19 protein-coding genes and 1 pseudogene are annotated in these 21022 nt (G+C 61.3%); 8 read left to right on the top strand and 12 right to left on the bottom strand.

Annotated features, from left to right (window positions below; all coding sequences use genetic code 11):
- Nucleotide 1: 1 nt before the first annotated feature.
- The 3 genes from argH to O3W47_RS10125 are packed head-to-tail and all read left to right on the top strand — an operon-like array spanning nucleotide 2 to nucleotide 3446.
- The gene (gene argH / locus O3W47_RS10135) at nucleotides 2-1516 is read left to right on the top strand and encodes an argininosuccinate lyase (RefSeq protein ID WP_269313630.1); all 1515 of its coding nucleotides are present in this window, start codon (nucleotides 2-4) and stop codon (nucleotides 1514-1516) included.
- Nucleotides 1516-2556 (top strand): ABC transporter ATP-binding protein, encoded by a 1041-nt coding sequence (locus O3W47_RS10130; RefSeq protein ID WP_269313629.1) that lies wholly within the window; start codon nucleotides 1516-1518, stop codon nucleotides 2554-2556. The genes argH and O3W47_RS10130 overlap by 1 nt, the downstream gene beginning before the upstream one ends.
- On the top strand, nucleotides 2553-3446 hold the full coding sequence (locus O3W47_RS10125) for a carbohydrate kinase family protein (RefSeq protein ID WP_269313628.1): 894 nt from the start codon (nucleotides 2553-2555) through the stop codon (nucleotides 3444-3446). The genes O3W47_RS10130 and O3W47_RS10125 overlap by 4 nt, the downstream gene beginning before the upstream one ends.
- A 15-nt stretch (nucleotides 3447-3461) precedes the next feature.
- On the opposite strand, the gene betC is transcribed toward O3W47_RS10125, so the two are convergent.
- Together betC and choX are read right to left on the bottom strand one after the other, a co-directional pair.
- Nucleotides 3462-4976 (bottom strand): choline-sulfatase, encoded by a 1515-nt coding sequence (betC, locus tag O3W47_RS10120; protein ID WP_269313627.1) that lies wholly within the window; start codon nucleotides 4974-4976, stop codon nucleotides 3462-3464.
- Between the two features lie 14 nt (nucleotides 4977-4990).
- On the bottom strand, nucleotides 4991-5944 hold the full coding sequence (gene choX / locus O3W47_RS10115) for a choline ABC transporter substrate-binding protein (RefSeq protein WP_269313626.1): 954 nt from the start codon (nucleotides 5942-5944) through the stop codon (nucleotides 4991-4993).
- 94 nt (nucleotides 5945-6038) lie between these two features.
- On the opposite strand from choX, the gene O3W47_RS10110 reads away from it, so the two are divergent.
- Nucleotides 6039-6935, top strand: a complete 897-nt coding sequence (locus tag O3W47_RS10110) for a choline sulfate utilization transcriptional regulator (RefSeq protein ID WP_269313625.1) — start codon at nucleotides 6039-6041, stop codon at nucleotides 6933-6935.
- A gap of 30 nt (nucleotides 6936-6965) precedes the next feature.
- Here O3W47_RS10110 and O3W47_RS10105 read toward each other — a convergent pair.
- The 6 genes and pseudogenes from O3W47_RS10105 to O3W47_RS10080 form a co-directional block, all read right to left on the bottom strand.
- A pseudogene (locus O3W47_RS10105) lies at nucleotides 6966-8417 on the bottom strand (aldehyde dehydrogenase).
- A gap of 16 nt (nucleotides 8418-8433) precedes the next feature.
- Nucleotides 8434-9156 carry an ABC transporter ATP-binding protein gene (locus O3W47_RS10100; protein ID WP_269313624.1) on the bottom strand — a complete coding sequence of 241 codons (723 nt, stop codon included), beginning with the start codon at nucleotides 9154-9156 and terminating at the stop codon, nucleotides 8434-8436.
- Complete coding sequence (locus tag O3W47_RS10095) at nucleotides 9149-9877, bottom strand: ABC transporter ATP-binding protein (RefSeq protein WP_269313623.1); 729 nt, start codon at nucleotides 9875-9877, stop codon at nucleotides 9149-9151. Before O3W47_RS10095 ends, O3W47_RS10100 begins: the two co-directional genes overlap by 8 nt.
- Complete coding sequence (locus O3W47_RS10090; RefSeq protein ID WP_269313622.1) at nucleotides 9874-10782, bottom strand: branched-chain amino acid ABC transporter permease; 909 nt, start codon at nucleotides 10780-10782, stop codon at nucleotides 9874-9876. The genes O3W47_RS10095 and O3W47_RS10090 overlap by 4 nt, the downstream gene beginning before the upstream one ends.
- Nucleotides 10779-11651, bottom strand: a complete 873-nt coding sequence (locus O3W47_RS10085; RefSeq protein WP_262530769.1) for a branched-chain amino acid ABC transporter permease — start codon at nucleotides 11649-11651, stop codon at nucleotides 10779-10781. Before O3W47_RS10085 ends, O3W47_RS10090 begins: the two co-directional genes overlap by 4 nt.
- Before the next feature lie 70 nt (nucleotides 11652-11721).
- The gene (locus O3W47_RS10080; protein ID WP_269313621.1) at nucleotides 11722-12936 is read right to left on the bottom strand and encodes an amino acid ABC transporter substrate-binding protein; all 1215 of its coding nucleotides are present in this window, start codon (nucleotides 12934-12936) and stop codon (nucleotides 11722-11724) included.
- A gap of 134 nt (nucleotides 12937-13070) precedes the next feature.
- Here O3W47_RS10080 and O3W47_RS10075 point away from each other — a divergent pair, with 134 nt between their 5' ends.
- From O3W47_RS10075 to O3W47_RS10065, 3 genes are all read left to right on the top strand, one after another.
- On the top strand, nucleotides 13071-13943 hold the full coding sequence (locus tag O3W47_RS10075; RefSeq protein WP_269313620.1) for a helix-turn-helix transcriptional regulator: 873 nt from the start codon (nucleotides 13071-13073) through the stop codon (nucleotides 13941-13943).
- Nucleotides 13944-14105: 162 nt separating this feature from the next.
- Nucleotides 14106-14408: a type II toxin-antitoxin system RelE/ParE family toxin gene (locus tag O3W47_RS10070; protein ID WP_269313619.1), complete on the top strand. Its 303-nt coding sequence runs from the start codon at nucleotides 14106-14108 to the stop codon at nucleotides 14406-14408.
- The gene (locus O3W47_RS10065) at nucleotides 14401-14691 is read left to right on the top strand and encodes an addiction module antidote protein (RefSeq protein ID WP_269313618.1); all 291 of its coding nucleotides are present in this window, start codon (nucleotides 14401-14403) and stop codon (nucleotides 14689-14691) included. Before O3W47_RS10070 ends, O3W47_RS10065 begins: the two co-directional genes overlap by 8 nt.
- Here O3W47_RS10065 and O3W47_RS10060 read toward each other — a convergent pair whose 3' ends face one another.
- The 4 genes from O3W47_RS10060 to O3W47_RS10045 are packed head-to-tail and all read right to left on the bottom strand — an operon-like array spanning nucleotide 14692 to nucleotide 18591.
- Complete coding sequence (locus tag O3W47_RS10060) at nucleotides 14692-15507, bottom strand: ABC transporter ATP-binding protein (protein WP_269313617.1); 816 nt, start codon at nucleotides 15505-15507, stop codon at nucleotides 14692-14694.
- Nucleotides 15504-16538, bottom strand: a complete 1035-nt coding sequence (locus O3W47_RS10055) for a FecCD family ABC transporter permease (protein WP_269313616.1) — start codon at nucleotides 16536-16538, stop codon at nucleotides 15504-15506. Before O3W47_RS10055 ends, O3W47_RS10060 begins: the two co-directional genes overlap by 4 nt.
- A 2-nt stretch (nucleotides 16539-16540) precedes the next feature.
- Nucleotides 16541-17578, bottom strand: coding sequence for a FecCD family ABC transporter permease (locus O3W47_RS10050; protein WP_442864617.1), 1038 nt, complete (start codon nucleotides 17576-17578; stop codon nucleotides 16541-16543).
- Between the two features lie 2 nt (nucleotides 17579-17580).
- On the bottom strand, nucleotides 17581-18591 hold the full coding sequence (locus O3W47_RS10045; RefSeq protein ID WP_269313614.1) for an iron-siderophore ABC transporter substrate-binding protein: 1011 nt from the start codon (nucleotides 18589-18591) through the stop codon (nucleotides 17581-17583).
- Between the two features lie 221 nt (nucleotides 18592-18812).
- Here O3W47_RS10045 and O3W47_RS10040 point away from each other — a divergent pair, with 221 nt between their 5' ends.
- The gene (locus O3W47_RS10040; protein ID WP_269313613.1) at nucleotides 18813-20933 is read left to right on the top strand and encodes a TonB-dependent siderophore receptor; all 2121 of its coding nucleotides are present in this window, start codon (nucleotides 18813-18815) and stop codon (nucleotides 20931-20933) included.
- The last annotated feature ends 89 nt before the right edge of the window (nucleotides 20934-21022 follow it).

The raw sequence follows: 21022 nt of genomic DNA, 5'->3' as shown, positions 1-21022 counted from the left end.
CATGGCCGATATGAACCCGCGCCAGTCGGATACCAGCAAGTTTCCCGACCCCATCTACAAGGAAACCGTGCTGCGCCCGCTGTTCGACGGCGCCAAGAACCACCATGTGGACGGGTTCCGCCGCATCGACCGCGCGCACCTCGTCATGCTGCGCGAAACCGGCATTCTGGATGCGGACACGGCGGCGAAGATCGCCGGCGCGCTGGAAGACATCGACAGGACCATCGAGCCATCGGAGCTGGTCTATACCGGCGAGGTCGAGGATTTCTTCTTCCTGATCGAAAAGGAACTGAAAGCCCGCATCGGCGTGGATGTCGCCGGCCGCCTGCACACGGCCCGTTCGCGCAACGATATCGATCACACGCTGTTCAAGATCGGCCTCAAGGACAAGATCGATACGCTCACCGCCAAGGCCCGCGTGCTGCTGAAAGCCCTGATCGATGCCACTGAGCGTAATCAATCCACGCTGATCGTGGCCTATACGCATGGGCAGCCCGCCCAGCCCACCACCTTCGGCCATTACCTCTCCGCCGCCATCGAGGTGTTGATCAGGGATATCGACCGCTTCGCGGAGGCACGCCGTATCGTCGATCTTTCGCCGATGGGGGCTGCCGCCATCACCACCTCGGGTTTCCCGATTGATCGCGCGCGTGTCGCCGAGCTTCTTGGTTTTGCCGCACCCTTGCGCAATTCCTATTCCTGCATCGCCGCCGTCGACTATACGACGGCAACCTATGGCGCGATCGAACTGATGTTCCTGCATCTCGGCCGGCTCATTCAGGATTTCCAGTTCTGGACGAGCTTCGAAGTCGGCCAGATATATGTGCCGAATTCGCTGGTGCAGATTTCCTCCATCATGCCGCAGAAGCGAAATCCGGTCCCCATCGAGCATCTGCGCCACCTCGCCAGCCAGACATTCGGCCGGGCGCGGACCGTGCTGGATGTGATGCACAACACGCCCTTCACCGACATGAACGACAGCGAGGGTGAAACCCAGGGCATGGGTTACGAGGCCTTCACTTCTGCCGGCCGGGTGCTCGATCTCCTCGCCAGCCTCGTCGGCAAGATCAGCATCGATCCGGAAAGGGTCGAGCAGAATATTCGCCGTTCCTGCATCACCATTACGGAGCTGGCGGATTCGCTCGTCCGCATCGAAGACCTGTCTTTCCGGCAGGCCCATGAAATTGCCGCAACCGTCGCCAGAAGCGTCGTCGCGCTGAAGGGCGATCTGCCGAATGACGGTTACCAGCCTTTCCTCAAGGCGTTCGAGGAACTGGCGGGGCGCAAAACCGGCATCGACGAGGAAAAGTTCAGGCAGATCGTTTCGCCGGAGCACTTCGTCGCCGTTCGCAGCCGCTTTGGCGGCCCCGCCCCCGAACCGATGCGGGAGGCGATTGCGGCCTATCGCGGCAAGCTCGGTGCGTTTGAGGCCGAAGCACAACGATCCACCGACTATGAAGCGGCGAAAGCCGCCGAGCTGGCAGGGAAATTTACCGCCCTGACGGGAGCGCGATAATGGCAACAATCGAACTCAATCAACTGGTAAAGCGCTACGGCAAGGTGGAGGCGGTCAAAGGCATCGACCTTGCCATTGAAGACGGCGAATTCGTGGTTTTCGTCGGCCCTTCCGGCTGCGGCAAATCCACCACCCTCAGAATGATCGCGGGTCTCGAGGAAATTTCCGACGGCACGCTGAAAATCGCCGGAAACGTCGTCAACGAGAAAGAACCGAAACAGCGCAACATCGCCATGGTCTTCCAGAACTATGCGATCTACCCCCATATGACGGTTCGCCAGAATATCGGCTTCGGGCTTTATACCGCAAAGCTCGACAAGGCGGAAAAGAACCGGCGCATCGAAGAAGCCGGGCGGGTGCTGGGGCTCGAGGCATTGCTGGATCGTCGGCCCGCGGCTCTATCCGGTGGTCAGCGGCAGCGTGTCGCCATCGGCCGCGCCATGGTGCGCGATCCCGCAGCCTTTCTTTTCGACGAGCCTCTCTCCAATCTCGACGCGCAACTGAGATCGCAGATGCGCATTGAAATCAAACGTTTGCACCAGCGTCTTAAGACAACTACCGTATACGTGACCCACGATCAGGTGGAAGCCATGACCATGGCGGACCGGATCGTGGTGATGAAGGACGGTCATATCCTGCAGGTCGGCACGCCGACGGAACTTTATGAGACGCCGGTGGATGTCTTTACCGCGCGTTTCATCGGCAGCCCCTCGATGAACCTGTTGCGCGGCGCCAGAACGACGAACAGCGTCGCGCCGTCGGCCACGGGCGAACTGCTGATCGGCATTCGTCCCCATGATCTGCTTGTTGGAGAAGCCGATGCCACCCGGAACGCCTTCTCGCTTGAGGGAACGGTAACGGCAGTGGAGCCGCTCGGCCCGGAAACGCTGGTCCATCTGGATACGGCGACCACCTCCGTAGTCGCAACAGCAAGGGGCAAAGCCATTCCCGCCGTCGGCAGCCAGCTGCAATGCCGGGCGGAAACGGGCGCGCTTTACCTTTTCGACGCCAAAACGGAAAAGCTTCTGGGCCGCGCATGATGACGACAGAAAAATCAGCCGTCATCAGCATCGGCCGGATCTATTGCGACCTCATTTTCACGGGGCTTGATGAATTGCCGGTGCTCGGCCGGGAGCTGTTTGCCAGCGACATGGAAATCGCCGCCGGCGGCGGAGCTTTCATTGCCGCCGCCCATTTCGCCCATATCGGCCGCACGGCCGCGCTGCTGGCAAGGCTCGGCACCGACACCTTCTCACGCGCCATCGGCGAAAAAATGCAGCAGAGCGGTGTGGACCTGCAATTTCTGGAACATTCGGCGGATGCGGGGCCGCAGGTCACGGTCGCGACGGTGGTTGGTCATGACCGCGCATTCCTGACGCGCCGCGCCGGTGCCGCCCGGCCATCGACCCTCGAGGCCGCTTTTGCCTGGAACAAGGCCCGCCATCTGCACATCGCCGAATTCGCCACGCTGCACGAAATCCCCGATCTCATCTCCCGCGCCAAGGATAATGGACTGTCCGTCTCACTCGATCCGAGCTGGGATGCCTCGCTGATCTATGACAAGGGCCTGCTCAGGGCCTGTGCCGGCGTCGACGTGTTTTTGCCCAACCTCGAAGAAGCAGAAGCAATCACGGGCCATGCGGACCCTGAAGCCGCTCTCGCCGCTTTGTCCGGGGCGTTTCCCGTCGTGGCCCTGAAGGGCGGCGCGCAGGGCGCCTGGGCTTTCTCGCCTGCGGGTTTCCATCACGCGGCGGCGAAAAAAGTCCCGGTGGTCGATACGACAGGCGCGGGCGATGCCTTCAATGCCGGCTTCATCGATGCATGGCTGCGGCGGGAGGAAGAGAAGCTCTGCCTTGAGGCCGGCGTTGCCGCCGGAAGCCTTGCCGTACAGGCGGCAGGCGGCGCTCCGAAGATGCACACGCCCGCCTGATCCGCCCTGCCCGCTTCACTCCCCGCGCGGATACCGCTGGTTTTCCTCCAGCACGTTGAGGTCCATGTGGTTGCGCATGTAGCGCTCCGAGGCTTTCTGCAAAGGCTGGTAATCCCACGGGTAATAAGCGCCATTGCGCAACGCCTTGTAGACCACCCAGCGCCGCGCCTGGCTTTCCCGCACCGCCGCGTCGAAAACCGGGAGCTGCCAGCGCCGGCCGATTTCAGCGGAAAGCGATGAGAGGACAGCGCTGAAAACAGGATCGCCAGCAAGGTTCGTGCGTTCCTCAGGGTCCGCCTCGATATCATAGAGCAACGGCGGATCGGCATCGCAGACCGACAGCTTGTAGCGGCCGTCGCGAAGGGCGACGAGCGGTGCTATCGAGCCTTCGGCGGCATATTCCATTGGCACCGGACCGCGTTCGCCAGTTCCCGCTGCCAGCGCCGCCAGATCTTCGCCGTCCGTCCAGCGTTTGAGCGAGGTGATATCGAGCCCCGCCAGACCGCAGAGCGTCGGCGTCACATCCAGCGTCGAAACCGGCGTGTCGATCAGGGCCGGCTGCCAGCCCGGCGCGGTGATCATCAGCGGCACGCGGGCGGAACCCTCGAAGAAACACATCTTGAACCACAGGCCACGCTCGCCCAGCATATCGCCATGGTCGGACAGAAAGAGGATGATCGTGTCCTCCTCCATCCGCGTCGCCTTCAGCACGTCGAGGATTTCGCCGACCTTTTCGTCGATATAGGAGATATTGGCGAAATAACCGCGCCGTGCACGGCGTATCTGCTCTGCCGAAATATCGAAAGCCTCATGATCGCAGGCTTCCAGCAACCGTTTCGAATGCGGGTCCTGCTCGTCGAAGGCAATCGCCGGTGTCTGCGGATCGAGCGCCGGACAATCCTCGTAAAGGTCCCAGAATTTGCGCCGCGCCACATAGGGGTCGTGCGGGTGGGTGAAGCTAACCGTCAGGCACCACGGCCGGTCGTCGAGGCGGCGCGACAGATCGTAGAGCTTGCGGGTAGCGTGGTAGGCCACCTCATCATCATATTCCATCTGATTGGTGATTTCGGCGACGCCTGCGCCGGTGACCGAGCCGAGATTGTGATACCACCAGTCGATGCGCTCGCCGGGCTTGGTGTAATCAGGCGTCCAACCGAAATCCGCCGGATAGATATCCGTCGTCAGGCGCTCCTCGAAGCCATGCAGCTGGTCCGGGCCGACGAAATGCATCTTTCCTGAAAGGCCGGTGTAATAACCGGCGGCCCGAAGGTGGTGCGCATAGGTCGGAATATCGGAAGCAAATTCGGCGGCATTGTCATAAACCCGCGTGCGGCTCGGCAATTGCCCGGACATGAAGGAGGCGCGGGCCGGCGCGCAGAGCGGGCTTGCCGTATAGGTGTTGGCGAAGCGGACGGACCGCTTCGCCAGTGTTTTAAGATGTGGTGCGTGGAGAAAATCGGCCGGGCCGTCGGGAAAAAAAGTCCCGTTGAACTGGTCGGCCATCAGGATCAGGATATTGGGACGCGGCATTTCCACTTTCCGGCTTAGAGACCAAGCTTGCCTTTGACGGCGTCCGCACCCGGCTTGCCATCCAGCGTGGTAACGCCCTGCAGCCAGCCATCCAGCGCCTGCGGATTGGCCTTCACCCAGGCCGCTGCCGCCGCCTTCGAATCCTCGCCACCGAGAATCGAGCCCATCAGGGTATTTTCCATGCCGATATCGAATTTCAGGTTCTTGAACAGCGTCGCCGCATTCGGGCATTGCTGCGGCCAGCCGGTGCGGGCGAGCGTATAAACTTCCGCGCCGCCGAAATTCGGACCGAAATAGGCGTCGCCGCCGGAGAGATAGGCGATATCGATCTTCTCATTCATCGGATGCGGCGCCCAGGCGAGGAAGACCACCGCCTTCTTGTCCCTGCCCGCCCGTTCCACCTGCGCCAGCATGGCCTGCTCGCCGGATTCGACGAGTTGCCAGCCCTTGAGGCCGAAATCATCGGCGTCTATGATCTTCTGAATATTCTGGTTGGCCGGTGCGCCGGGCTCGATGCCGTAAATCTTGCTTTCGAATTCGTCAGCATGTTTGGCGAGATCGGCAAAATCCTTGACGCCCTTTTCCGCCATATAGGCCGGTACTGCCAATGTGAACTTTGCACCCTCGAGGTTCTTCGTCATCACCTCGGCCGCCTTGGCGGCATTCAGATCGTCCACGAAGGATTTCTGCGCCGGCATCCAGTTGCCAAGGAAAACGTCGATCTCGCCGTTCTTCATCGCCTGATAACCGATGGGCACCGACAACGTCTTGACGTCGGCTTCATAGCCCAAGGCATCGAGCAGCACGGAGGCAACGCCATTGGTGGCGGTGATGTCGGTCCAGCCCGGATCGCTGAGGCGGATGGTCTTGCAGGCCGCGTCATCGGCCGCCTGAAGCGGGGTGGAGAAGGCCGCCACGGACAGAAAAAGACCGGCGGCGATGCGATGCAGATGAGAAATGGTTTTCATTGCGGCTCCCCTTTTATCAATCCAGTTTATTGAACACCACGTTGCTTTTGCCTGTGAAGCGGGTATTTTTCGATAGTTGATATAAGGAATTTTAATGTCAGACCGGCCGCTTGATCTGGGATGGATGCGCATTTTCACCGAGGTTGCCCGCCGCGGCAGCCTGACGGCGGCGGCTGCATCCCTGCGGCTGACGCAGCCGGCGGTCAGCTATCAAATTCGCCGGCTGGAAGAGGAACTGGGCGTGGCGCTCGTGCAGCGCAGACATCGCGGCATCGAACTGACGACGGAGGGTCAGAGGCTGTTCGAGATCGTCTCTCGCAATGTCGACGCCATCGACCTTCTGGCGCAGCAGCTTCGCCGGACGGAGGAGCGGCAGACCATCCGTCTGCACACGGACTATGCCTTCTCGTCCCTGTGGCTCATCCCGCGCATGCATGGTTTTCGCGCGCTCAACCCCGACATCAACATCCAGATCGTCGCCACGCAGGATCCGCTCGGCCAGGGCAAACACGACAGCGACGTAATGGTGATTTTCGGCACGCGGCAGGAGGCGGGCGAAGGAGCGGTATTGCTGCTTTCGGAGAAGGTCACACCGGTCTGCTCGCCGGCGCTCCTGGCGGAAACGCCGGCACCGGCGGGTGTCGCTGATTTTTCACGCCATAAACTCATCCACCTCGAAAACACGTCACAGGCGCACTGGTTCGACTGGACTGCCTATTTCAAGCATTTCGGCGTGCATCGCGGCGCAGAGCATGATGGCGGCGATATCAGCTTCAACAATTACACCATGGTGGTGCAGGCAACCATTGGCGAACAGGGTTTCGCACTCGGCTGGGCCGGACTGGTCGATCCGTTGCTGGAGGCCGGCGTGCTGGTGACGGCCGGCCCGAGCCTTGATGCACCGGGACGCGGCTATTGGCTGATGCGGCCGAAAAGCAGCGACAGTGCGGTAAGAAAACTCACCGGCTGGCTGATCGACGAGCGGCGATGACGCCGCCCGCCAGCCCGTACCGTTTGCGATTCAGATGGGATAATGCAGCGGCCCGTCCTGCAGCGTGACCCAGCGCAGCTCGGTGAATTCCGCAATGCCCGCCGTGCCGCCAAAACGGCCGTATCCGGAGGCCTTGACGCCGCCGAAAGGCATCTGCGCCTCATCGTGAACAGTCGGGCCGTTGATGTGGCAAATGCCGCTTTCGATGCGGGCGGCAATGGCAAGCGCCCTTGCCTGATCCCTGCCGAAAATCGCCGCGGAAAGACCAAACTCGGTTTCGTTGGCGATGCTCACCGCCTCATCGATGCTACCGGCCCGGATGATGGAGACGACGGGACCGAAGCTTCTCCTCCGCATAAAGCCGCATGCCGGGCGTGACGCCATCGACGGCGATCGCATCCACCATCGTGCCATTGCCGCCGCCGCCCGCGGCCAGCCGCGCGCCCTTGGAGACGGCATCATCCACCAGCGCTCGGATGCGCGATGTCGCTTCGGCGCTGACCAGCGAGCCGAGCGGTGTTTTGCCCTCACGCGGATCGCCGGCCGTGAGGCTCGAAGCCTTTTGGCAAAGGCTTCGACAAATGTATCGGCAACGCTGTCGAGCACTATTATGCGCTCCGTCGACATGCAGATCTGGCCCTGGTTCATATAGGCGCCGAAGGCAGCAGCCGCGACAGCCGCATCGATATCGGCGTCATCAAGCACGATGAACGGCGCCTTGCCGCCAAGCTCCAGCAAAGCGGGTTTCAGATAACGGCCGGCGGTTTCGGCAATCACCCGGCCGACGCGGGTCGAGCCGGTGAAGTTCACGCGTCTGACGGCGGGGTGCGCGATCAGCGTATCGACGATCTTCGCCGCATCTTCCGGTGCATTGGAGACGGCGTTGAGCACGCCCTTGGGCAGACCGGCGGAAGCGACCGCCTCGATGATCAGCGCATGGGTGCGCGGGCAGAGTTCCGAAGTCTTCATGACAACCGTATTGCCGCAGGCAAGTGGCGTGGCGATGGAACGCACGCCGAGAATAACAGGCGCATTCCACGGCGCCATTGACAGGACAACACCTGCCGGCTGGCGCAATGCCATTGCCATGGTTCCCGGACGGTTGGAGGGAATGATCTCGCCCTTGATCTGGGTCGTCAGGCTTGCCGCCTCCACCAGCATGTCGCTCGCCAGTTTGACGTTGAACCCGGCCCAGGCATCGGTTGCGCCAATTTCTTCCTTCATCGCCTGGGTAATGTCAGGCCCGGCGGCGAGAAGCGCCTGCGCGGCGGCCAGAAGCAGGCGGCGGCGTTCACCGGGCGGCGTTGCCGACCAGACGGGAAAGGCAGCGGCCGCGGCATCGGCCGCACGGGTGGCGTCCTCCACCGTTGCCGCCGCAGCACTCGTCGCCACATCGCCGGTAATGGGGTTGCTGCGTTCGAAACGCTTGCCGCTCGCGGCCGGGCAATGATCGCCGCCGATGAAAAGATTGACAGTCTGCATGGTCTTTCTCCTGAGTTCAGACAATGGCGGCGGTGGTGCCGCCGAGAAACGCCCGTTGCACGGCGGGATCGGCGGACAGGGCTTGCGCCGTGCCTGCCCCGACGATCCGTCCTGCTTCCAGCAAATAACCGCGATCGGCAAGTGCGAGGCTTTCGCGCACATTCTGCTCCACAAGCAGAATGGAAAGGCCGCTCTTTTTGATTTCCGCCAGGGCGGCAAAAAGTTCCTGCGTGACGATGGGCGCAAGCCCAAGGCTCGGCTCGTCCAGCAGCAGATAATCCGGCGCCGACATCAAAGCCCGCCCGATGGCGACCATCTGCTGTTCGCCGCCGGACATGGTGCCGGCAAGCTGCTGCCGCCGCTCCGCAAGGCGGGGAAACAGTGCAAAAATATGCTCTCGTGTCGCCTTTTCCGCTGAACGGGCATGACGGGGATTGGCCCCGAGACGGAGATTGTCCTCCACCGTCAGCGCCGCGAAAATTCCGCGCCCCTCCGGCACCAGCGCCACGCCCCGCTCCACGATCTGATGGGCGGGAACAGCGGCAAGCGACGAACCGTTGACGCGCACGTCTCCGGAGGCCGGAGCCACCATGCCGCCGACCGCTTTCAGCAGTGATGACTTGCCGGCGCCATTGGCGCCAAGCAGCACCACCGTTTCGCCCTTGGCCACATTGAGCGATATGCCGTCAACCGCGAGATGTTTGCCGTAACGGATTGTCAGTGCGTCTATTTCAAGCATGTGCCGCTCCCAGATAGGCGGAAATGACCTGCGGATCATCAAGCACCACGGCCGTCGGCCCATCGGCGATCTTGCGACCGGCCGCCATGACCACGGATCGCGGGCAGAGTGCGCGCACGGCGGCCATGATATGTTCGACCAGCAGGATCGTCGTACCCTCGGATGCCAGCCGCCGGATCAGCGCTATTCCTTCCTGCAGCTCCGTGGGGTTGAGGCCCGCAAGCCATTCGTCGAGAAGCAGAAGCTTCGGTTCACCCGCCAGCGCACGCGCCAGTTCCAGCCGTTTCTGGTCGATATAGGTGAGATCGCCGGCCGGCATGGTTTCGCGCCCGGCAAGACCTATTCTTTCGAGGCAGGCGCGCGCGACCTTCTCCGCCTCGGGACGCGAAAGCCGCTTCGGCCCGAACATGGCCGATACGGCAACGTTTTCAAGCAGGGAAAGCGACGGCAAAAGCCGCACCAGCTGAAAGGTGCGCGCCACGCCGGCGCGCGCAATCACATCCGGCCGCCGGCCGGCAATCTCCTGCCCTTTGAGCCTTATCGACCCTTCCGTCGGCTTCAGCGCCCCGGAGATCAGGTTCATCAGCGTCGTCTTGCCGGAGCCGTTCGGCCCGAGCAGCCCGACGACCTCGCCGGCCTCGATGGTGAGGCCAAGGCCATCCACCGCCTTCAGCCCGCCGAAGGTCTTGCGGATATCGGTGATTTCGAGAACGGCGCTCATGCGGCTTTCTCCTTTTTGCGCAGCTTCCCCAGCGCCGCCAGCACGCCATCCGGCAGCACGAAGACGATGAGGATGAAGAGAGCGCCGAGAATGATGGAAAAATGGTTGGGGAAGTTGGCGCCCAGCCACTCGAACAGCAGGAACAGCGGCACCGCACCGAGAATGGGTCCCCAGCGGCGTGTGGCTCCGCCAAGCAACGCCATGATGACGGTGAGGAACGAGACCTGCGGATTAAAGACGATGGCCGGCTCGATATAGACCCAGCGCGGGGCCTGAATGGCGCCGACAAGCGTGATGATCGTGGCCGAAAGCACGAAGAGCGTCAGCTTGGTGCGGGCGAGATTGATGCCCGCATGGGCGGCCACGACCTCGTCGTCACCGATTGCCTTCAATGCCAGTCCGAGCTTGCTGCGGTCAATCAGGATCACCAGCAGAAGGGTGATGATAGCCAGCGCCAGCAATTGCCAGAGCACATGCTGCGGCTCCAGCGGCAGGAAGATATAGCGCCCGAGCGTGCCGGTCACATTCACCTCATACCAGGTGATGAGCTGGCGGATGAGTTCGGCAAGGCCAAAGGAAAAGATCACGAAATAAATGCCGGCGACGCGCAGTGTGGAAAGCCCGACGACAAGCGCCAGCGACGCGCCGACAAGGGCCGCGCACAGGAGCACCAGCGGCCAGGGCAAAATCTCGCTCAGCACCGCGACCGTATAGGCCCCGACACCGAAGAAAGCGACGGTGGCGAGCGAAATATAGCGGGTCGGGCCGGAAAACATCGCCCAGGCGGAGGCGAGCGTCGCATAACCGAGAAGGCCGATGATGACGCCGACGCCATAGGCATCGAAAAAGAAGGGGGAAAGCGCCAGCAGCGCAGCTGCGGCAAGGCCGATGAGAAGCGGGATCATTTGCCCCTCCTTGCGAAGATGCCTTCCGGACGCCAGAGCAGCACCACGAGGAAAAGCAGATAGGTGGCGGCAAGCGTGAGGCCGGGATCGACATAAACGAGCACGAAGGTTTCCACGAGGCCGAGCAGCAGGCCGGCCACCAGCGCACCAAGCAGATTGCCGACACCGCCCATGATGACAACGACAAGCGCCTTCATGGTGAAGACCACGCCATAGGAGGCGGAAAAGGTCTGGTACATCGAGATCATCACTCCACCCGCCACGGCGAGTGCGCCGCCAAGGGCAAAGCCGATCGAGGCCACACGGTTCACATCGATGCCGACCAGCGGTGCGGATTTGGGCGCAAGCGCCACCGCCCGCAGGTTGAGACCCCAGCGGCTGTGGGTGAGCGCCAGATAAAGCCCGCCACCGATCGCGACCGACAGGCCGAAGGACAAGAGCCGGTTGAGCGCCACGGTCGTGCCGAAGATGTCGATGCCTTCGGCGAGATAGGAATAGGAATGGTAGTTGCCGCCAAACGCAACAAGCATGATGCCCTGGATAACGAAGAGCAGCCCGAAGGTCGCCAGAATGGAATCGACTTCCAGACGGCTGGAGCCGCCCGAACGGCGCACGAGCGGCCGCATCATGACCCGGTAGAGCGCGAAAGACAGGGCGTAACCGAGCGGCACGATGATGAACAGCGACCAGAGCGGCGACAGGCCATAGCTGGAAAACAGCACGAAGGCGATGAAGGCAGCCGCAATCAGCACTTCGCCATAAGCAAGGTTCATGATGCGGGCGATGCCATATTGCAGCGAAAGTCCAAGCGCAATCAGCGCATAGGTCCCTCCCAGCATCAAGCCGAAGATGAGGGTGGATAAAAACAAGGAAGTATCTCCAGTCTGGAACATGGCGGAAGCCTGCCGGCCGGGGTTCACGGCCCCGGCCGGCAAAGGCTCACCATTGCGGCTTCGGAATGACCGGCTTTGCCACGCCTGAACGGTCCGCCGGCGCAATCGCCACAAAGCGGTCACCCTGCCATTGCCCCGCCCACCAGAGCTGCCGAAGCTGGTTGTCTTCAAGCTTGACCGGGCCGATGATGGTGTCGAAGCTTCCCGTCGAAAGTTCATTTGCCACCGCCGCCTTGTCGAGGCCGACGCGTTGAACGGACTGGGCCAGCATTTCGAGGCTCGCATAGGTGATGGCGCTTGCCCAACTGTCCGGCTTGGCGCCGATAAAGGCCTCGTGGCGCTTGAAATAATCCTCGATCCTGTCGCTGCTGCCATCAACGCCGCCGATGCTGATCACGCCTTCCTGCTTGCCATCGGAGACCTTCGGGAAGATCGGGAAAGCACCGCCGACGCCGACATAAAGAACCTTCGGGTTAAACCGGGCCGTCTGCGCCTGTTTCGTCACCGCAAAACTGTCGGGCGGATAGGAAAAGGCGATGAAGCTGTCGGCCCCGCTCGCCGCCGCCTCGTTCACAAGTGCTGCGAAATCCGAAGTGCCAACCGGATAGGTCTTGTCGTAGGCGAGTGTGAAACCCGCTTCCTTCAGCGCCGGTCGCGCAGCCTTGATGAGATCGATGCCGAAACCGTCAGCCACGGAAATCACCGCGACCTTGTCATTGATCTGGCCGGCCTCGCGTGCGGCTTTCAAAACGTCGGCCAGCGCATTGGCATAATCATGGCCGCCGCCCAGCATCCAGAAGCTCTTCTTCCAGCGCGCGGCAAATTCGGGCGCCTTGTCGGTCACACCGGTAACCGCAAGCTGCGGATAACCGAAGCGCTCATAAAGCGGGGCGACGGCCAGATTGAAGCCCGTGCCCCAGGGCGGCAGAATGAAATCGACCTTGTCCTGGCTGGCCAGACGCTCGGTGAACCGCACCGCATCCTCGGCCGAGGAACGGTCGTCATATTCGACCACTTCCACCGGCAGGCGCTTGCCATCCGGCAAAGTGAGGCCGCCGGCATCGTTGACCTCCTTCACCCATAATTTGTAGTTTGGAATGGTGGTGATGCCAGCACCTGTGGCATTGGCGCCGCTTTTTGAAACGGCATAACCGATCTTCACCGAGGTACGGTCCTGCGCATTGGCAACACCGAAAGATACCACCGACAGGGCAGCACCGGAGAGCAGGCAGAACAGCGTTCTGCGCTTCAGACTATTCATGATGTTCCTCCCAAAGCGCCTTATCGGGGTTGCCGTTCTCCTCAAGGCTTTCCCCTGCGCTGAGCAAAGTTTAGCAATGACAGCCGCATATAAAATGCACTAGTGTAGCGCATTATTGTACTTTTGGAGGTTGAATGCCGCTGCAAAGCCAGATTGCCGGCAATCGCGCTGAGATAACCGCACGCAACCTCTCCTCGTCATTGCGCGTATCGGAGTTGCGGCTGGAATCGGACAGCGCCCATCTGCTTCTCCTTTCCGCCGGTGAAGCGGAAATTCTCCAAGGTGAAAAGACGCTGCCGCTCGTAGCACCGGGACTCGTCTGGCTGCCCATCGGCCCCGCCGGCCGCCTGCGCCTGAATGCTGGAAGCCGTGGATCGCTGCTGAGGACGAGCGAAATCGGGCTTGCCCATGCGATGCCCACCGGCACGAGCGCCAGCGCCGTGCGCAACATATTGCAGCGTGTTCTGACGCAGGTGCCAGCGGAAAAGGACCGGCAGGAGCTGGCGGGTTATCTCGAGACCATCGCCAGCGAAAATGTCCGCGCAACAACCGGTTCCGACACGATCATCGCCAGCCTGCTCTCCGTTACCCTCATCCGCATCTGCCAGCACGCCATCGCCGATATTGCCGCCGCCATCTCCACCCCCGGCAGCCTTACCGAACGGTTCGTCCTGCTGGTAAGCCAGCACAAACGCGACCAATGGGGCGTGGACGATTATGCCAGATATATGAGCGTGAACCGTGAACGGCTGGGATTTGCGGTGCGCAAGGCCACGGGGCTTTCGCCGCAAGCCTATATTCACCGCGAGTTGCTATCCGAAGCACGCGACCTTCTTCTCAACTCATCGCTGCAAGTTGCTGAAATCGCCTTTCGATTGGGCTTTCAGGACCCCGGCTATTTCAATCGTTTCTTCACCCGCAACGAGGGCACGTCTCCGGGACGTTTCCGCCGGGCCGCAATGCGGATGCAGAACGTGCCGCCGCCATCCTATGCGGCCTGGCCGTGACGTCTTGGCATAAGGCTGTAACGTCAGCGGCTTATTGCTATCCATTGCAGTCCGACAGTTTTCCTGTGCTGCCAGACCGGCAACATCTTTCACCTATCCGATTTCAGTTTTCAATATTCCATCTTCACATTTTGTAACTTATAAATTACAATCTCGATTGCAATGCAGCTAAAGCAATCTGCAACATTTCAAAAATGGTTTGGGAAACTGAAGGATGAACGGGGCAAGGCTCTGATTACGTCCCGCCTGAACAGGCTTTCCTTTGGTCATGCAGGCGACGTCGCTCCCGTTGGCAATGGCATCAGCGAATTGCGCATCCATTATGGGCCAGGCTATCGGGTTTATTTCGTAAGGTCAGGCGATGTCATTATCGTTCTCCTTTGTGGCGGGGACAAAAGCACCCAAGAGAAAGATATCAAAGCCGCAAGGCAGATTGCGGCGCAATGGAGTGATGACGATGAGTGAGAAATTCACGAACTTTGATCCCGCCGAACACCTCAGGAGCAATGAAGCCATTGAGGTGTTTCTGGAGGATGCGTTCGCTACCAACGATGCGGCATACATTGCAAATGCGCTTGGTGTCATCGCGCGCGCAAAAGGCATGACGCAGGTCGCGCGTGAAACCGGACTTGCCAGAGAGCATCTTTACAAGTCGCTCAGCGAAGCGGGAAATCCGACGCTTGAAACGACGATAGCCGTCCTCAACTCCTTGGGTTTTCAGCTCACTAGCAAACACAGGGCGGCATAATCAGCACCTGACGGCATCAGCCAACGTCCGATGCCGCCCGATCGGCAGCATCATCGGCTTGCCAGAGGTCGGATCTTCGATGACCCGGCTTTCGATGCCGAAGACGTGGCGGACATTCTCCTCCGTCAATACTTCCTCCGGCGTGCCGAAGACATGCAGCTTCCCCTCCCTCATGGCCACGAGATGATCGGCATAACGGGCTGCTAGATTGAGGTCGTGCAGCACCATGACGATGGTGGTCTCCCGGGCGTGGTTGAGGTCGGTCAGAAGGTCCAGCACCTCGACCTGGTGGCTGATGTCGAGGAAGGTGGTCGGTTCATCCAGCAGCAATATGTCTGTCTGCTGGGCGAGCGCCATGGCGATCCAGACGCGTTGCCGCTGGCCGCCGGAAAGCTCGTCCACCGGCCGCTCGGCCAGTTCCACCGTATCGGTGGCGACAAGGGCTGCGGCAACGGCCTCGTCGTCCTGTCGCGACCAGCGGGCAAACAGGCCGTGATGCGGGTGCCGGCCACGGCTGACGAGATCGGCAACCACGATGCCCTCCGGCGCTATCGGCGATTGCGGCAAAAGGCCCATGCGCCGTGCGAGGTCGCGCGAGGCAAGACGATGGATCGATTTCCCATCGAGCAGCACCTGGCCGGCGCGCGGCGTGATGAGCCGCGACATGCTGCGCAGCAGGGTGGACTTGCCGCAGGCATTGGCGCCGACGATGACGGTGATCTTCCCGCGCGGAACGGTGAGATCCAGTCCCTCGATGATGAGGTTTTCGCCGTAGCCGGCCGACAGGCCGTTCACGGAAAGGGAGTGGCCGGTCATAACGAGCCTCCGCTGCGGTTGACCCGCACGATCAGGTAAATCAGATAGGGCGCACCGAGCGCGCCGGTAACGACGCCGACCGGATAACGGCCCGGCAACAGGAACTGGCCGCAATAATCGCCAACCAGCACCAGCGCCGCCCCAACCAGCGCCGCAGGAAGGAGCAGCGAGCCGTTGCTGCCGACGATGCGCGCCGCAATCGGCCCGGAGAGGAAAGCGACAAACGCGATGGGACCCGAGATCGCCGTTGCAAAGGCGATCATGCCGACGGCAGCGATGATGACGATGATCCGCGTTCGCCCCACCCGCACACCAAGCGCTGCAGCGGCATCGTCTCCCAGTCTCAACGCTTCCAGATCACGCGCACGGCTGAGGAGCAGGCCGCCGAAAAGGATGAGCGCAATGAGGAGCGGCAGCAGCTGGGCGATTTTCGCGCCGTTGACGCTGCCGGTCAGCCAACGCATCGCCTCCTGCAGCGTCCATGCCGGCGCGACGGAGAGGATATAGGCGATGAAGCTTTCCAGCATGGCTGAAACGCCGATGCCGACGAGGATCAGCCGCGTTCCGGCCACGCCGTTGCGGAAGGACAGGAGATAGACGAGAAGCGCAACGCCAAGACCGGCCGCGACGGCGAAGACTGAGACCAGCGGCCCGTTCATTTGCAGGACGACGATGGCGAAAACGGCTGCCGCACTCGCCCCGGAACTGATCCCGATAATGTCAGGGCTGGCGAGCGGGTTGCGCAGCATGATCTGGAAGGCGACGCCGCCAAGCCCGAAGCTCAGGCCTGCCAGAATTGAAAGCAGCGCGCGCGGCAGGCGCAACTGCCCGACGGTGAAAGTTACGCCGGCAATGTCCTGCCCCAGCAGAACGCGAATGACATCGCCGGGCGGCGTGAAGGATTGCCCGAGCATCAGCGTTGTTGCGAAAGCGGCAATCAGAAGCGCCGACAGGGCAGCGATGACAAGGCGACGCCGGCGCTGGCGGGCATGGCGATTGAAGACGAGATTTTCGATGACGGGAGCGTACATGGTCACAATTCACGCACCCTCTGGCGTCTGACAATCCAGATGAAGAAAGGCGCGCCGACAAGTGCGGTGACGACGCCGACATCGAGTTCCGACGGCCGCGCCACGATGCGCCCGACAATATCGGCGGCAAGCAGCAGGCACGCCCCGCCAAGGGCAGAAAATGGCAGCAGCCAGCGATTGTCCACACCGACGAGCAGACGGCAGAGATGCGGCACCACCAGCCCGACAAAACCGATCGGCCCGCAGATGGCTGTGGCCGCACCGCAGAGCAGAATGGCGCCGAAGGAGGCCACGGCTCGGGCCACCGCAACATTCTCGCCAAGCCCGGCGGCGAGTTCGTCTCCGAGCGCCAGAGAATTCAGCTTGCGCGCCGAAAGCAGGCTGATGATGAAACCGGCGGCCAGAAAGGGCAGCACGGTCTCGATGCGCTCGAAAGTCGCCCCTCCGACGCCGCCGATCTGCCAGGAGCGGATGCCGCCGGCAATATCGCTGCGCGGCAGAACGACGGCGATGACGAGCGAGGAAAAGGCGACGGAGGTGGCGGCACCCGCAAGTGCGAGTTTCAGCGGGGTCGCCCCGCCTCGGCCGAGCGAGCCGACAACATAAACGAAAACCGCCGATACCCCCGCCCCGGCAATCGCGACCATGATGAAGGCCTGAGCCGAGGCGATGCCGAACCAGACGATGCCGATGACAACGGCGAGCGACGCCCCCATGTTCACACCGAGAATGCCGGGATCTGCAAGCGGATTGCGGGTGACACCCTGCATGATGGCACCGGCCAGCCCGAGTGCGGCGCCGGAAAGCAGGGCAAGCAGCGTGCGCGGCAGGCGTACGGCGACGGCCGCCTCTGCAACCGTCTCGACGCGGCCGCTGAGCCCACCAACAATATCCGCAAAAGAGACGTCACGCGTGCCGATGGCGACGGACAACGCACAAAGCAGTGCGAGAAGCGCCAGCACCGCGCCGAGCCAAGCCATTCGCACGCGGTTGGAGCGGCCGGCGAGCAGCACGGCCGTCGCTTTGCCGGGTCCAGACATTGTCACTGCGATTTCCCGAAGGATTTATCCGCAGCCTTTGCCAGAAGATCGGCATAGTCCTTCAACACCCACGAAATCGACAGCGGCGTGGGATTGGAGGCGGTGCCGAGCGGGTCGCGGCCCAGCATGACGATGGCATCGTTGGCGACGGCCGGCATGCGGGCGAGAAGCGGATCGGCCCGCATGGCGTTCAGCAGCGGTTCACTGCCATAGGTCACGACGATATCGACATCGTCGAAGGCATCGACACGTTCAGCGCTGACGCCGGCGGCGAATTGCCCCGGCTTCGTGGCTTCCACGACGCTTTTCGGCGAGGCAAGTCCAAGATCGGCGAAGAACTTCACCCTGGTGTCATTGGCCGTATAGAAATTGACGACGCTGAGATTGGTGGCATCGAGATGGGTGACGAACATGGCCGACTTGCCCTTCAGCTGCGGATGGCCGGCAACGACCTGCGCAATCTCGCCCTCGATGCGTTTGATGAGCGCCTCACCTTCCGCAACCATGCCAAGGCCGGCGCTGTTCAACCGGATCATCTCGCGCCAGTCCGTCGCCCAGGGAGAAACGGGATAGGCGACGACAGGGGCGATCTGGCTCAGCGTATCGTAGTCGGACTGGCTGAGGCCTGAATAGGCGGCAAGGATGACATCCGGCTGCGTCGCCGCCACGGCCTCGAAGTCGATGCCGTCACCCTCGTCGAACAGCACCGGCTTTGCCGCGTTGAGTTCGGCAAGCCGCTTCGCCACCCATGGCAGCAGGCCATCGCCATCATCATCGCCGAAATTGGCCGCCGCAAAACCGACAGGCACGATGCCGAGCGCCAGCGGCACCTCATGGTTGGCCCAGGCGACAGTCGCGACCCGCTGCGGTTTCTTCGCGATCGTGGTCGTGCCGAAAGCATGTTTGATGACGACGGGATAGCTGGTCGTCTCCTCCGCCGAGGCCATATTCGGCGCGATCATCGACAGGAAAAGCACAAATACCGGCATGAGGCAGCGGAACGGGCGAAGCATTGGCGAGCTCTCAAAAGTTCAAAAGTGGACTTGAACTCTCAGCTTCACTTGCCTCCGTCAAGCCCAGGCAAGAAATGCCGTCGCAACAGCGGTGAAATTTCCGGGGTTTTGTACAAAACCGCAAAAAGTTACAATACCGGACAAACTTTCTCAAGTTATTGGGCGCTTCGAGAGTGGGCCGTGGAAGCGGCGATCGGGGCATCAACTTCTGGAACATACCAATGAATATCGAAACCGAAGGCAGACACCGCAAAACCGCGCGACGTCGTTATCAGGATGCGGCGCTGCTTGCCTGCACGGCGCTTGTCGCCACCCTGCCCGGCGCCTTGCTGGCGCAGGAGGCTGCCAACACGAACAGCAGCACGGTTCTGGAACGGATCACCATCGAAAGCGGTGACAATGACCAGAAGTCCATCGTCGCCACCCGCACCACGAGCGGCAGCAAGATGGCGACCGATATTCTCGACACACCTGCTTCCGTTTCCGTCATCACCGCCAAGGAAATGCAGCAGCGCGGCGTGCAGACCGTGGAAGAAGCGCTGCAATATACCGCCGGTGTGACAACGGATTTTTACGGCTCCGACGACCGGTTCGACTATTTCAAGATTCGCGGTTTCGACGCTTATACCTATCGCGACGGGTTGACGCTTGGCCGTCCCTTCGGCGCGCTGCGCGAGGAAACCTATGCCTATGAGCGCGTGGAAGTGCTGAAGGGCGGCAATTCCACCACCTTTGGCGTCTCAGATCCCGGCGGCTCGGTGAATTATTCCACAAAAGTGCCGAAACGCACCCGTTTCGGTGAAGCCTATGTCACCGGCGGCTCCTATGGCCGCGCCGAAACCGGCTTCGACTTTGGCGACAACATCACCAGCGACGACACGCTGTCCTACCGACTGACCGGCAAGCTCAGAAATGCCGATGCGGAATATGACTATTCCCGTGACGACGAGAAATTCTTCATGGGCGGCCTGACATGGCGTCCCACGGACGTCACCAGCCTTACCGTGGTTTACGACCACCTCAACAAGGATGGCGTTCCGGGCGGCGGCGGCCATCCGGTCGGCTCGCATTTCGACCGGAGCCGTTTCTTCGGCGAACCGGACTACAATTATCGCGGCACAAACCGCAATTCGCTGAGCGTGATGTTCGACCACGATTTCGGCTCCGGCCTGACGCTTAGTTCCAACGCCCGTTACAGCAAGGCGAATACGGACTTCGGTTACGCCTATATCTCGTCCACGCCGACCAACGGCTCGACAATCGCCGACCGGTCCTATTTCGGCAACGACACCGAGACCGAGAACTTCCTGATCGACACGCGCCTGCAATACGATACGCGGTTTGAAAATGTCGAAAGCCGCAGCCTCGTCGGCGTCTTTTATAACGACTACACCTCTGGCAGCAAAAGCTACTTCGGCGCAGCGCCGAGCATCAACTGGATGAACCCGGTCTATACCGGCGCACCCGCTTCAGTGCCGCTCTATGCCGACTCCCTGACGGACCAGAAGACCAAGGCGATCTATCTCCAGCAGGAGTTCACCTTCTTCGACAGGCTGATCGTCAGCGCCGGCCTGCGCAACGACTGGATCGACACCGAGCAGACCAACCGCCTGCGCGGCACCTCGGCCAGCGGCGACATCAGCGAACTGACCAAGCGCATCGGTGTGTCCTACAAGATCACCAATGAGATCGCGCCTTATATCAGCTATGCCGAATCGGTGGTGCCGGCATCCGGTCTGACGGTGGAGCCCGAACGCGGCGAGCAGATCGAACTCGGCGTGAAATATCGTCCGGACGCTTTCCCGGCCCTGTTCACCGCGTCGATCTACGATCTGAAGAAGAACAACATCACCGTCACCAGCCCGATCACCAGCCTGCCCACGACCATCGGCGAGGTGCGCGTGCGCGGTCTCGATCTCGAAGCCAAGGCGGAAGTGACCGACAATCTCAGCCTGACGGCGGCCTATTCCTATCTCGACGCGGAAATCACTGAAAACGGCACCGGCGGCAATGTTGGCAACCGGCCGCAATTCGTGCCCGAGCATCAGGCTTCATTGTGGGTCAACTACACGCTTGCGGGCAACGACCATTTCGGCGACATGACCTTCGGTCTCGGCGGCCGCTATACCGGCGCTTATTATTTCGACAATGCCAACAAGGTCGAAACCGGAAGCAGCGTGACCGTGGATGCGGCATTCAGCTACAAGATTCAGGAAACCGCCTCGCTGGACGTCAATGTTTCCAACGTCTTCAACGAAAAACACGTCTCTTATGGCGGGTTCGGCGCTGACTTCTACAATCCCGGCCGGGCGTTTTCCGTGACCTTGCGAAAGACATGGTGAAAACCGATATTAGCAATATTTTTCAAAATATTGCATAATTTTCCTAACACCCAACATCATCCTCGGGCTTGTCCCGAGGATCTAACCAC

This window comes from Agrobacterium sp. LMR679 (genome assembly GCF_027157905.1).
Classification (GTDB): domain Bacteria; phylum Pseudomonadota; class Alphaproteobacteria; order Rhizobiales; family Rhizobiaceae; genus Agrobacterium; species Agrobacterium leguminum.
This window is presented reverse-complemented; position numbering and strand designations above follow the sequence as displayed.

Coding starts and splice junctions, on each gene's coding strand:
- argH (WP_269313630.1), top strand. CDS start 2: ATGGCCGATATGAACCCGCGCCAGTCGGATACCAGCAAGTTTCCCGAC.
- O3W47_RS10130 (WP_269313629.1), top strand. CDS start 1,516: ATGGCAACAATCGAACTCAATCAACTGGTAAAGCGCTACGGCAAGGTG.
- O3W47_RS10125 (WP_269313628.1), top strand. CDS start 2,553: ATGATGACGACAGAAAAATCAGCCGTCATCAGCATCGGCCGGATCTAT.
- betC (WP_269313627.1), bottom strand. CDS start 4,976: ATGCCGCGTCCCAATATCCTGATCCTGATGGCCGACCAGTTCAACGGG.
- choX (WP_269313626.1), bottom strand. CDS start 5,944: ATGAAAACCATTTCTCATCTGCATCGCATCGCCGCCGGTCTTTTTCTG.
- O3W47_RS10110 (WP_269313625.1), top strand. CDS start 6,039: ATGTCAGACCGGCCGCTTGATCTGGGATGGATGCGCATTTTCACCGAG.
- O3W47_RS10100 (WP_269313624.1), bottom strand. CDS start 9,156: ATGCTTGAAATAGACGCACTGACAATCCGTTACGGCAAACATCTCGCG.
- O3W47_RS10095 (WP_269313623.1), bottom strand. CDS start 9,877: ATGAGCGCCGTTCTCGAAATCACCGATATCCGCAAGACCTTCGGCGGG.
- O3W47_RS10090 (WP_269313622.1), bottom strand. CDS start 10,782: ATGATCCCGCTTCTCATCGGCCTTGCCGCAGCTGCGCTGCTGGCGCTT.
- O3W47_RS10080 (WP_269313621.1), bottom strand. CDS start 12,936: ATGAATAGTCTGAAGCGCAGAACGCTGTTCTGCCTGCTCTCCGGTGCT.
- O3W47_RS10075 (WP_269313620.1), top strand. CDS start 13,071: ATGCCGCTGCAAAGCCAGATTGCCGGCAATCGCGCTGAGATAACCGCA.
- O3W47_RS10070 (WP_269313619.1), top strand. CDS start 14,106: ATGCAGCTAAAGCAATCTGCAACATTTCAAAAATGGTTTGGGAAACTG.
- O3W47_RS10065 (WP_269313618.1), top strand. CDS start 14,401: ATGAGTGAGAAATTCACGAACTTTGATCCCGCCGAACACCTCAGGAGC.
- O3W47_RS10060 (WP_269313617.1), bottom strand. CDS start 15,507: ATGACCGGCCACTCCCTTTCCGTGAACGGCCTGTCGGCCGGCTACGGC.
- O3W47_RS10055 (WP_269313616.1), bottom strand. CDS start 16,538: ATGTACGCTCCCGTCATCGAAAATCTCGTCTTCAATCGCCATGCCCGC.
- O3W47_RS10050 (WP_442864617.1), bottom strand. CDS start 17,578: ATGTCTGGACCCGGCAAAGCGACGGCCGTGCTGCTCGCCGGCCGCTCC.
- O3W47_RS10045 (WP_269313614.1), bottom strand. CDS start 18,591: ATGCTTCGCCCGTTCCGCTGCCTCATGCCGGTATTTGTGCTTTTCCTG.
- O3W47_RS10040 (WP_269313613.1), top strand. CDS start 18,813: ATGAATATCGAAACCGAAGGCAGACACCGCAAAACCGCGCGACGTCGT.